Origin of the sequence: Massilia sp. NP310 (assembly GCF_019443485.1) — a bacterium.
GTDB lineage: Bacteria > Pseudomonadota > Gammaproteobacteria > Burkholderiales > Burkholderiaceae_D > Telluria > Telluria timonae.
This window is the reverse complement of the sequence record NZ_CP080379.1, coordinates 3,294,456-3,305,972: the sequence shown is the minus strand read 5'-3', so window position 1 is coordinate 3,305,972 and position 11,517 is coordinate 3,294,456. Positions and strand designations below refer to the sequence as shown.

The following is an 11,517-nucleotide window of genomic DNA, read 5'->3' as shown; positions in this document are numbered from 1 at the left end:
CCGCGGGTTCAAGCGCCGGCCAGCTCCCTGGCCAGTTCGTCGAACTTGACCGGCTTGACCAGGTGGGCGTCGAAGCCCGCCTCCAGCGCGCGTTCGCGGTCGCTCGCCTGGCCGTAGCCGGTCAGGGCGATCAGGCGCATCGGCCGCGTGGCGGCGTCGGCGCGCAGGCGCGCCGCCAGCTGGTAGCCGTCCAGGCCGGGCAGGCCGATGTCCAGGATCGCCAGCCCGGGCCGGGCTTCATGGGCCAGCGCCAGGCCGTCGATGCCGTTGTCCGCTTCCAGCACGCTGTAGCCCGATGCCTCCAGGTGCGCCGCCAGCATGCGGCGCGCATCCTCGTTGTCCTCGACCAGCAGCACGGTGGCCGGCGCCGTCCGCGCCGGGGCTGCCGCGGCCGGCGTGTCGACCAGCGCGTGTTCCAGCAGCGGCAGGCGCAGGGTGAAGACGCTGCCCTGGCCGGTCCCCGCGCTCGCGGCATCGATCGATCCGCCGTGCAGCGTGACCAGGCTGCGCACCAGCGACAGCCCGATCCCGAGTCCGCCCTGGGAGCGGTCGAGCGAGACCTTGCCCTGCACGAAGATATCGAACAGGCGCGGCATCAGGTCGGGCGCGATGCCCACGCCGTCGTCAAGCACCGTCAGCACCGCCTGGCCCTTGCCGGCATGCGCTTCGAGCGCGATCTCGATCGCGCCGCCCGGCGGCGTGTACTTGAGCGCATTGGTGACCAGGTTCGTGACCACCTGTTCGATGCGGGTGCGGTCGGCGCGCACCCAGGCCGGCTCCAGGCGGGTGGTCAGCGTGTGCTGGACGCGGCCGGCCATGCGCAGCGCGGCCACGGTCGACTCGACCACCGCCGACAGCTCGACCGGCCCCATGTCGAGCTTGATCTTGCCGCGCGCCAGACGCGCCAGGTCGAGCAGGTCGTCGACGATGCGGGTCAGGTGGCGGCTCTGGCGCATCAGGATGTCCTGGGCCTGGCTCTTGAGCTCGGGCCGGGGGCTGTCCATGCGCAGCAGCTGGACCGCGCCGACGATGCCGCTCAGAGGATTGCGCAGCTCGTCGCTCAGCATGGCGAGGAAGTCGTCGCGGATGCGCACCTGCTCTTCGGCCAGCGCGCGCGCCTCCTGTTCGCGCTGCAGGAGGGCGCTGCGTTCGCCCTCGGCCGCGGCCAGCTTGCGGCCGGCTTCGCCGATGCAGCGCTGCAGGTGGTCGAATTCGGCGATGCCGGTGCGCGGCCGCGGCGGCAGGCCGCCATGGCCGAGCGCGGTCGCGCTGGCGGCCGCGCCATGGGTCGCGTTCACCAGGCGGCGCCCGAACAGCGCGGCGGCGCCGGCCGCCACCAGCAGCGCGGCCAGCATGCCGATCGCCACCAGCATCACCGCGCGCCGGGCCACGCCGTCGATCTCGGCGGCCGGCACGCTGACGGTGACGATCCAGCCCGACATCGGCGAACGGGTGAAGGCGTGGTAGGCATCCACGCCGGCGCGGGTGTCGAAGCGCACCATGCCTTGCTGGCGGCCCGCGGCGGCGCGCATCAGGAGCGGGTTGGCGGCATGGCCCAGCCGCGCCGGCTCGCTCGAGCGCGCGATGAAATAGCCTGCGCGGTCGACCACCGAGAGTTTCCAGCTGGCCGGCATCGCGCGCCGGTCGATCACCCTGGAAAAGTAATCCGGCGAGAACACCGAACCGAGCACGTAGCGGCGGCCGCCATCGATCGGCACCGGGACGTTGATGGTGGTGACGGGGATCTGCTGCACCGCCCCCTTGATCAGGCCCGAGACCACGGTGCGGCCGCTCTCGATGACGTCGCGGGTGCGGGTGCGCACGTAGTCGGGCGGCGGCGGCAGCGTGGCGCCGAGCGGCGCCACGGTGTTGATCACCTGCTGGCCGCTGGCCAGGAACAGGATGGTGCGTCCGCCGTCGCCGCGGTCGGCCGTGCGCGCGTGGCGATAGAAGTTCTCCATGTCGCCGCTGGCCAGGTGCGGCGACTGCGCCAGCACGCGCAGCGCGGCTTCGGCGCTGCTCAGCTCATTGTCCACCAGCAGCGCCGTGGCGTCGGCGGCTTCCTTCATCGTGCTCAGGGCGGCGTCGCGCTCGGAACGCAGCAGCGTTTCCAGCGCCACGGCGGCGAAGATGGCGATCGGCAGCACGATGGCGCCGGTCATGATCAGGATATAGGCACGGATTTTCATGGCCATATGATTATCCCAATGTTGAGGACGCAGCGGTGCAGGTGACGATCGGGTGGGGCGCCAGCGCCGGGACGGTAGTTATATGACGGCCTGCCGCAGTTCGCCGGTGCGGTCCAGCACGTAATGATCGAGGTCGCGCGCCAGTAGCAGGTGGCCGCCGTACCGGGCGCGCGCCTCCTCTTCGAGCAGCGCCAGCGGCAGCGGGCCGCCTTCCTGGTAGCGCGGGCTGAAATGGGTCAGCACCAGGTTGCGCACGCCGGCGCCTTGGGCGAAATGCGCGACCCGCATGGCCGAGCTGTGCTGCGGGCCGGGACCGATCTTCTGCAGCACTTCCTCGGTATAGGTTGCCTCATGCACCAGCACGTCGGCGCCCTGCGCGCCGGCGGCCAGCAGTTCCGGGCTGTCGTTGTCGCCCGCGACCACGATGCGGCGCGCGCGCCGCGGCGGCAGCAGGTAATCGGCGGCGGTGATGGCGCGGCCGTCCGGCAGGACCACGTCGCGGCCCTGCTGGATCTCGCCCCACAGCGCCGACGAGGGCACCGCGTCGGCCCGCAGCTTCTCGGTATCGAGCCGGCGCTCGATCGCGGCCTCGGTGAAGCCGTAGGCCCAGGACGGGATACGGTGCGACAGCGCGGTGGCGTCGACGGCAAGGTCGGGCAACAGCGGCCCATGCGCCAGGTCGTCGGGCGTGAGCCAGGCGAGTGGAAAGGGCAGGCTCAATTCGCTGGCCTGCATGATGCACTCGATCATGGTGCGCAGCGGCGGCGGGCCGACGATGGTCAAAGGCTCGCTGCGGCCCAGCAGGCCGGCGCTGGCCAGCAGGCCGGGCAGGCCATAGCAGTGGTCGCCGTGCATATGGGTGATGAACACGGCGCGCAGGCTCATCACCGATAGCGGGGTGCGCAGGATGCGGTGCTGGGTCCCTTCGGCGCAGTCGACCAGCACCCACGAACGCGCGCCGCGCAGGCGCAGCGCGAGGCCGGACATATTGCGTTGCCGGGTCGGCGTGCCGGACGACGTGCCGAGGAAAATGAGTTCCATGGGTGATTCTCGCGTTAAGGCGTTTCATTATCCGGCAACACGGCCCTGGCCGGCGCGCAGCCAGAACTCGGGGGGCGGGCCGGTGTCATATGGGACGGGAACGCCGCCGATGGCGCGGCCATGCCCGCTTTCGACCGAGGAGAACGATATGCGCACGAGTTTCGTTGCCGCCGCGTTCGCGGCTGGCGTTGTGGCATTGCTGGGACCATCTTCCGCCGTTGCCGCACCGGCGCTGCAAGAGATGCAGGTGCCGGTGGCCGGCATCAGCTGTTCGCGCACCGGGCCGCCGCCGCAGCGGGTGATGCCCAGCGCCGAAGTGATCGAGTCGATCGACGGCGTCTACCGGCTGTCCAACGGCCAGAAGCTCGGGATTGCCGCCAGCGACCAGCAGGTGGTGGCCGACTTCGGCCGCTGGCATCAGATCCCGCTGGTGGCGACCGCGCCCGAGCGCTTCGAATCGCGCGACGGCCTGGTCTGGGTGCGTTACGAGGCCGACGAAGACACCGAGCGCATCGTGGTCAGCTATCCGGCCGACGCGCGCGGCCGCTACGTCGACGCCTGCTAGCGCCTGCCGCTAGTGCTGCGGCGCGAGGCCGAACAGCAGCGAACGGTGGGCGCCGACCCCGGCCATCGCGCCATCGGCAACGGCGAGCGCCACCGAGCTGGCGGCGCGCATGGCGTCGCCGCCGGCGAACACGCCCGGCACCGTGGTCTGGCGTCCTTCGTCGGTGCGGATGTAAGGGCCCAGCGGTCCTTCGTCGAAGGCGCAACCGAGTTGCGCGGCGATCGGGCTGGCCATGTGCAGGCGGCCGAAGGTGAACAGGCCGGCCATCGCTTCCCGCCTGCCATCGGCCAGCACCACGGTGGCGTCGCCGGCAAGCCGCGCAACCGGCGTCTCGTCCACCTGCACGCCGCGTGCCTGCAGGTCGGCCCGTTGCGCCTCGTCGAGCGGGCACACGCCATTGGTGAACAGCGTCACCTGGCCCCAGTGCGGCAGCATCTGCGCCTGGTGCACCGACAGCGGGCCGCTGGCCAGCACGCCGATGCGGCCCTCGTCCAGTTCGTAGCCGTGGCAGTAGGGGCAGTGGAACACGCTCTTGCCCCAGCGTTCAGCCAGGCCCTCGATCGGCGGCAGCTCGTCGCGCACGCCGGTGGCCAGCACCAGGCGCTGGCCGCGCACGCTGTCTGCGCCATCGAGGTCGACGATGAAGCCGCCGGCGTCAGGGCGCGCGCCCTGCGCCAGCCCGTCATGCCAGGCCACGTTGGGATAGGCGGCGACGTTGGCGCGGCCCTCGCGCGCGATGTCTGCCGCCGGCTGGCCGTCGCGGATCAGGAAGCCGTGCGAGTCGCTGGCGAAGCGGTTGCGGCGCTGCCCGGCGTCGACCACCAGCACCTTGCGGCGCGCCCGCGCCAGCTGCAATGCGGCCGACAGGCCGGCATAGCTGCCGCCGATGACGATGGCGTCGTAGTCATTCGTGATGTTCATGTTCGGCCTGTCGATGAGGATGGTTGTCGTAGCGCAGGTTGAAATCGCGCGACAGGTCGGCCAGCGTCACTTGTCCCAGGCGTTGCACCAGCAGCGCCTCGGCTTCCTGGAAGGCGTCCGCGAGCGAGGCGTTGACCACCTGTTCGACCAGGCATGCGCTGTGCTCGTTGCGGTTGCCCATCGCGAACACGGTGGGGGCGCCGACCGCGTCGTAGACGTCGCGCAGGGTGACCGTGGCCAGGTCGCAGGTGACGGTCCAGCCGCCGCCGTGGCCACGCTCCGAGCTGATGTAGCCGCGCTCGCGCAGCCCGGCCAGCACGCGCCGCACCAGCACCGGATTGGTGCCGAGCATGCCGGCCATCTGCTCCGAGGTCATCGGGCGCTCGCTATGGGCCAGGTGCAGCAGCACGTGGAGGACGGAAGAGAGTTTGCTGTCGCGTTTCATGTAACTAATAATATTACAAAATCGGCGGCAGCATGAAATTTTCTAACGCTCCGGTTGGGATTCCTGGACCGGCCCAGTCTTCGGCGGCAGCTTGAGCGTCGGCAGATACCACCACATATAGGTGCTCACGCAGGCGCCGATCACGACCATCGAGATCAGGATGGCGACACTGTCGAAATGGCGCGTCGACCATGCCATCGAGCCCCACAGCATGACGGTGGCGACGATCTTGCCCTTCAGCGGAATGCCGTGTCCGGCCTCGAAGTTGGCAAGGTATTTTCCGAACACGGGATGGGCCAGCAGCCAGCGGTGCAGGCGTTCGGACCCGCGCGCGAAACAGGCCGAGGCCAGCAGCAGGAAGGGCGTGGTCGGCAGCAGCGGCAGGAAGATGCCGAGGATGCCCAGCAGGACGGCCAGTACCCCGGCCACGTTATAGAACAGTTTCATACCGTCACTCTAGCATCCGGCGCGGCAAGAGGAGCGATCATCCCTGTTATCGATCCGGTTATGCAAAAAGGAAGCAGCCGAGAATATCGGACTGGAACTTTTAAGTTCCGTTCTGCAACTTTTGGCGTCCGACTCGGTATAATGTCCGGCTCGACGACGGACGCGTCTGTTCGGCAGTGGCAGGAATCGTTCTACGCCCGACTCCTTTTCCGCCTGCTGTCCGATTGCCGCCTGGCTCGCGCCGGCCATCGTCTTGATGCCTTATCCCACATCGTCCAATCCCATCGTGGCCCGGTTCGGCGGCTACTTCCACCGGCGCGTGCTGCGCCAGTTCGCGCTCTACCTGACGCTGATGCTGGCGCTCGTATGGGGTGGGGTGGCGGTGGAGCAGGCGCGCTTCGCCTCCCTGGCCGAGAGCGGCGCCCAGGCCAATGTGCGGAACCTGTCGCGCGCCTTCTCCGAGGAAGTCAAGGCCACCGTCGCCCTGGTCGACCTGTCGCTGGTCCAGCTGCGCGGCACCTGGCAGCGCGATCCCGCCAACTTCGCGCGCAGCGCGGCCGAGCATGCGCGCCACCTGCGGGTGCCAATGCACATCACCGTCACCGACGCCCAGGGGCGCCTGCTGTACACCGACGCCGCCGTCGGCGGCGCCACGGCGCCGCAGGGCCTGGCGCTGGGCGACCTGCGCCAGTTCGCCGTCCACCGCGAGCGCGGCGGCGACCGGCTCTACGTCGGCCGCCCCGAACGCAGCCGTCTCTCGCAGCAGTGGGTGGTGCAGTTTACGCGCCTGATCCGCGCCGCGGACGGCCGCCTGGCCGGCGTGATCGCGGTGGCGATCCGGCCCGAATACTTCCTGCGCTTCTACGACAGCATCGACCTCGGCCCGGATGCCGCCGTCAGCCTGATGCGGCTGGACGCCACCGTGATCGCGCGCAGCTCGCGCGCGGACGGCAACCGCCACATGGGCGTGGCGATCCCCGACGCGCCGCAGACGCGCGATGTGGGCATCAGTGGCGCCTTCCGCAAGGCGAGCCGCCTGGACGGCATCGAGCGCTTCTATGCCTGGCACAAACTGCCCGAATACGGCCTGGTGGTCACGGTGGGCCAGGCGGTGCCGGATGCCGAGGCGCGCTTCGCCCAGCAGCGCGAGGTGATGCGCAGCGCCGGCCTGGTGGTGTCGCTGGTGCTGGCCACGCTGGGCTGGGCGGCGATCGGCGCGGCCGACCGCCGCCGGCGCGCGCTCAAGGCCCTGGCCGCGGCCGAGGCGCGCTGGAAGCTGGCCCTGAACGCGGCCGGCGATGGCGTGTGGGACTGCGATATCGCCACCGGCATCGCGACCCTGTCGCCGAGCGCGCAGCGCATCCTCGACAGCGAGCATCCGACGGTGTCGTGGTTCGGCGAGAAGGGCCTGGCGGAGCTGGTGCATCCGGACGAGCTGGAACAGGTGCGCGCCGGCCTGCGCGCGCACGTCGACGGCCTGACTGCCGATTACGCGATGGAATACCGGCTGCGCACGCGCGACGGCGGCTGGCGCTGGATCGAGGCGCGCGGCGCCGTCACCGAAAGGGGCGAGCGCGGCGAGCCGCTGCGCATGGTGGGCACCTTCTCCAACATCGACGCGCGCAAACGGGAAGAGCAGCGCATGCGGCGCATGGCGCACGAGGATGCGCTCACCGGCCTGCCCAACCGCGTGCTGCTGCACGACCGCATGCGCCAGGCCATCCTCACCGCGAACCGCGAGGGCCACAAGGTCGGCCTGGTCTATTTTGACCTGGACAACTTCAAGCCGGTCAACGACACCCATGGCCACGCGGTGGGCGACCGCCTGCTGCGCATGGTGGCGCAGCGCCTGCGCGCGGCGCTGCGCGAATCGGACACGCTGGCGCGGGTCGGCGGCGACGAGTTCGCGGTGCTGCTGCCGCGCTGCCAGCAGCCCCAGGACGCCGAGCGGGTGGCCGCCACCATCCTGGCGCGGCTGGAGCAGCCATTCGAGGACGGTGAGCGCATCCTGCGCATCTCGGGCAGCCTGGGTTACGCGCTGTACCCCGATTGCGGCGCCGGCGATGGCGAAGGCGATGCGGCGGCCGCCGCCGAAGCGCTGCTGCATAGCGCCGACCTGGCGATGTACGACGCCAAGGCGCATGGGCGCAACCGCATTTCGGGCAGTTACCGCACGCGGGTCGGCTGAACCCCGTCCGTTTCCAGCACCATCCCGCTGGCCGGCTGGCTCGGCATGCGCGACAGGCTGACCTGCAGCTGCTGGCGCGGCACGCGGTAGCGCGCTTCGCCGGCCAGCAGGCGCAGCGCCGCTTTCACCAGTTCCACCGTGGCCGGTTCGCCCGGGCAGCGGTGGCCGTTCAGGTAGTCGCCCGCGCCTTGCGCCACCAGGCTGTGGCCATCGTCGCGCCAGCCGGCAAAGCGCTCCGGATCGAAGCGCTGCGGCGCCGGCCACAGGTCGGGATGGTGGTTGGTGCCGTACAGGTCGAACAGCACCCAGTCGCCCTTCGCGAAGCGCAGCCCTTTCCAGTCGAAGTCGCCGGTCGCGCGCCCGCCCACCGCCGGAAAGAACGGATAGTAGCGGCGCACCTCTTGCGCGAACATCGTCAGCAGCGCGTCGTCGGCGCCGGCCAGGCGCGCGCGCCACTCGGGAAACTGGTGCATCGCCAGCGCGCCGAAGACGATGAAGCGCGCCACCGCCACGATCGGCCGCAGCAGGTTGATCAGCTCGACCGCGGCGACCTTGACGTCCAGCAGCCGGTCTTCGTGGTCGCGGTGACGGGAGATCACGGCCAGCGCGCTGGCCGGATCGGCCGGCAGCCGAGCGGCGCGCACCGCCTCGACCAGCGCGCGCGCCCAGCGCTCGCAGCGCTGGCGCAGCAGCTGCGCGCGCAGGTTCTTCGGCCCGAAGCTGCCGGCGGCATCGACCATGGCCGCCAGTTCTTCGGTGCGTCGTTCCAGTTCGCCGGCGGCGAGCGGCACTCCGGCCCAGCGGCAGGCGGCGTCGGCCAGCGCGGCCTCGGCCTCGCGCAGCAGCACGACGCTGTGCCGGCCCGGCCAGGCGGCCAGGCGTGCGCGCAGGGCGTCTTCGAAACAGGCCACCATGCGCGCCTGGTAGTCGGGCGTGAGCAGCGACATCATCAAGGCCTTGCGGCGCCGGTGCGCCTGGGCGTCGAGGGTTTCGGCGCTGCCGAAGTCCTGCAGCAGCATCAGGACCGTGGGCGGGATGGCGCGCTTGCGCGTGAAGCGGTCGGGCGTGTAGAACAGGCGCGCGGCCTCGGGGCCGCGCATGCAGACCGCTTGGCGCAGCATGATGCGGGTGGTGAAGATGTCGCTGCCGAGCCGCTCGCAGCGGCGCCCGATAAAGCGGTAGCCTTCGGCCAGCAGGGCCAGCGCGTTGTCGATGCCGCCGGTGCCGGGCACCGCGCGGTGCACGGAAACGGGTTGGTCGTGCGTGATGGTCACGGAAGTCCTCCAGAAGCGTCGGACTTGCGAATCTAACAGCCTGCGTCCGACTGCGGCGCTAGGGATGCGCCCCCACGTCCGGCTCCGCCAGCGCCGGCAGCACCGGCGCGACATGGCGCGGCAGGTAGATGGTCACCGTGGTGCCGGCGCCAGGCGCGCTCTCGAGCCGGATCTGGCCGCCGCTCTGGCGCACGAAGCCGTGCGCCATCGACAGCCCGAGCCCCGTGCCCTTGCCCTCGGGCTTGGTGGTGAAGAAGGGTTCGAAGGCGTGTTCCATCACCTCCGGCGGCATGCCGTGGCCCTCGTCGGCGATGGAGATCACGACGTAGTCGCCGGGCGCCGGCTCGCCTTCGAGCGGGCTGGCGCCGGCGTCGACCGTCAGGTTGGCCAGCCGCAGCGCGATGCGCCCGCTGCCGTCCATCGCGTCGCGCGCATTGATCACCAGGTTGAGCAGCACGTGTTCGAGCTGGTTCGGGTCGACCAGGGTCGGCCATAGATCTGGCTCGGTGGTGCGTTCGAGCACGATGCCGTCGCCGGCGGCGCGCTGCAGCAGGCTGTCGCTGCGCTCGAGCAGCTGGGCGACGTCGACCACGCTCGGATGCAGCGGCTGGCGGCGGGCGAAGGCGAGCAGCTGGCCGGCCAGCTTCGAGCCGCGCTCCACCGCGTCGAGCACGTTGTGCAGGCGCTTGCGGCTGGGCGGACCTTCGGCGCGCAGCATCAGCTGCACGTTGGCGCTGATGATGTGCAGGATGTTGTTGAAGTCGTGCGCCACGCCGCCGGTGAGCTTGCCGACCGCTTCCAGCTTCTGGGCCCGGGCCAGGGCCTGGCGCGCTTCATCGAGCCTCTGCTGGCGCTGCAGCTCGCGCGCCTCGGCTTCGCGGCGCGGCGTGATGTCGCGCACGAACACGGTCGCGCCCGCGCCGTCGCCAGGGGGCAGCAGGGCCACCGCCAGCTCCACCGGCACGCGCCGGCCGCTGGCGTGCAGCGCCTCGGTCTCGGTGGGCTGGCCGGCCATGGGGCCGGCGCCGCCGCGGATGAAGGCGTCGAAGGTGGCGCGGAAGGCGGCGCGCCGTTCTTCCGGCAACAGCTGCTCGGCCGGGCTGCCGATCGCTTGCGCGGCGTCGAGGCCGAAGATGCGCGTGGCCTGCGCATTCCAGTCGGTGATGCGGCCCTGGCGGTCGACGGCGACGAAGCCGTCGTAGGCGGTCTCGAGGATCGTCTTGAAACGGCGCTGGTCGGCCGCGATGCGGCCGTGCGATTCGCGCAGCTCGAGCGTCATGGCCTGCGCCAGCTGCAGCGCGCGGCGGCGCGAGCCGGCCAGCAACCACACCACCATGCTCACCAGCGCGCCCAGCACGACCCCGGTGGCGGCCACCATCTGTGGGCGCTCGTGGTCGAGCGTGGCCTCGAGGTTGGCGCTGGACGCCATCCGCACGGTCCAGGTGCGGCCGGCCATCGCCATGCGGGTGGCGGTGGAAAAGCGCGGCGGCCCGGCGTGGCCGGCGCCGGGGGAGCGGTACAGCAACGCGTCCGGGGCCATGTGGTCGCCATCGTAGATCTCGACGTCGAGCTGGGGCGCGGCGATGCCGCCCACGCCGCGCATCAGGTCCTTCATGCGAAACGGCGAATAGATCCAGCCCACCAGCGCCGCGCGGCGTTCCTCGACGGTGTCGACGTCGCGCCCGCTGCGGTACACCGGCAGGTACATCAGGAAGCCGGCATCGCGGCTGGCGCCGCCTTCCTGCACCAGCACCACCTTGCCGCTGAGCGCGGCCTGGCCGCTGTCGCGCGCCACCGCCATCGCCGTGCGCCGCACCGGCTCGCTGTACATGTCGAAGCCGAAGGCGCGCAGGTTGCGCGCGTTGAACGGCTGGATGTGCGAGATGGCCGTGCGCGGCTGGCCGTCGCCGGCCGGATGGACGCGGTAGTCGGGAAAGCCCTCGGCGCGCACCCGGGCTTCGTGGGCGGCGAGGGCGCCGGGCGGGATCGCGCTGGCGATCGCCAGCGCCTCCAGGCCGGGGAAGGACTGGTCCAGGCGCAGCACCTCGTAATACTCGGCGAACTCGGCCCGGCTCAGGTCGACCGAGCCGCGCAGGTAGCCGCGCGCGCCGCGCAGCACCTGCTCGTAGACCAGCAGGCGGCGTCCGATGGCATAGCCCATGTCGCGCGTGCGGTAATCGAAGGCTTCGTGCAGCTGGGCCTCGGCGCTGCGCTGGGCGCTGGACCAGGCGCCGAAGGTGACCAGCAGCGTCAGCACGAACACCAGCAGCGCCATCAGGACTGGCGCATGGCCGGCATGGGGCGCCGGGGGCGGGGCTGGAGTGTGGTTGGCGGTCTGCTGCATGTCCTTGTGCGTGACAGCCGGAGCGGCGGGGTTGATCGGAGAGACCGGACTACGTAGCATACGCATCCTTGGATTGACGGGGCGCACGCGACTTTGCGCCTTT

The 11,517-nt window shown here is 71.0% G+C and carries 9 protein-coding genes; 2 read left to right on the top strand and 7 right to left on the bottom strand.

What is annotated here, in order from left to right; translation table 11 throughout:
• Window positions 1-8: 8 nt before the first annotated feature.
• On the bottom strand, window positions 9-2,189 hold the full coding sequence (locus KY496_RS14480; protein ID WP_219861233.1) for an ATP-binding protein: 2,181 nt from the start codon (window positions 2,187-2,189) through the stop codon (window positions 9-11).
• A 78-nt stretch (window positions 2,190-2,267) separates the two neighbouring features.
• Complete coding sequence (locus KY496_RS14475) at window positions 2,268-3,230, bottom strand: MBL fold metallo-hydrolase (RefSeq protein WP_005665436.1); 963 nt, start codon at window positions 3,228-3,230, stop codon at window positions 2,268-2,270.
• 148 nt (window positions 3,231-3,378) lie between these two features.
• Here KY496_RS14475 and KY496_RS14470 point away from each other — a divergent pair, with 148 nt between their 5' ends.
• Window positions 3,379-3,795, top strand: coding sequence for a hypothetical protein (locus tag KY496_RS14470; RefSeq protein ID WP_005665437.1), 417 nt, complete (start codon window positions 3,379-3,381; stop codon window positions 3,793-3,795).
• A gap of 9 nt (window positions 3,796-3,804) precedes the next feature.
• Here KY496_RS14470 and KY496_RS14465 read toward each other — a convergent pair whose 3' ends face one another.
• Genes KY496_RS14465 through KY496_RS14455 form a run of 3 tightly spaced genes read right to left on the bottom strand, consistent with a single transcriptional unit; the run spans window position 3,805 to window position 5,608 of the window.
• On the bottom strand, window positions 3,805-4,716 hold the full coding sequence (locus tag KY496_RS14465) for an NAD(P)/FAD-dependent oxidoreductase (protein WP_219861231.1): 912 nt from the start codon (window positions 4,714-4,716) through the stop codon (window positions 3,805-3,807).
• On the bottom strand, window positions 4,700-5,161 hold the full coding sequence (locus tag KY496_RS14460) for an Rrf2 family transcriptional regulator (protein ID WP_005665442.1): 462 nt from the start codon (window positions 5,159-5,161) through the stop codon (window positions 4,700-4,702). The genes KY496_RS14465 and KY496_RS14460 overlap by 17 nt, the downstream gene beginning before the upstream one ends.
• Before the next feature lie 42 nt (window positions 5,162-5,203).
• Window positions 5,204-5,608 carry a YbaN family protein gene (locus KY496_RS14455; RefSeq protein ID WP_219861229.1) on the bottom strand — a complete coding sequence of 135 codons (405 nt, stop codon included), beginning with the start codon at window positions 5,606-5,608 and terminating at the stop codon, window positions 5,204-5,206.
• Window positions 5,609-5,864: 256 nt separating this feature from the next.
• Here KY496_RS14455 and KY496_RS14450 point away from each other — a divergent pair, with 256 nt between their 5' ends.
• On the top strand, window positions 5,865-7,796 hold the full coding sequence (locus tag KY496_RS14450; RefSeq protein ID WP_219861227.1) for a diguanylate cyclase domain-containing protein: 1,932 nt from the start codon (window positions 5,865-5,867) through the stop codon (window positions 7,794-7,796).
• Here KY496_RS14450 and KY496_RS14445 read toward each other — a convergent pair.
• Window positions 7,775-9,070: a cytochrome P450 gene (locus tag KY496_RS14445; RefSeq protein ID WP_219861225.1), complete on the bottom strand. Its 1,296-nt coding sequence runs from the start codon at window positions 9,068-9,070 to the stop codon at window positions 7,775-7,777. The two genes, KY496_RS14450 and KY496_RS14445, sit on opposite strands and share 22 nt — an antisense overlap.
• Window positions 9,071-9,128: 58 nt before the next feature.
• Entirely contained in the window at window positions 9,129-11,474 is a 2,346-nt protein-coding gene (locus KY496_RS14440; RefSeq protein WP_219861223.1) for a CHASE domain-containing protein, read from the bottom strand.
• Window positions 11,475-11,517 lie beyond the last annotated feature (43 nt).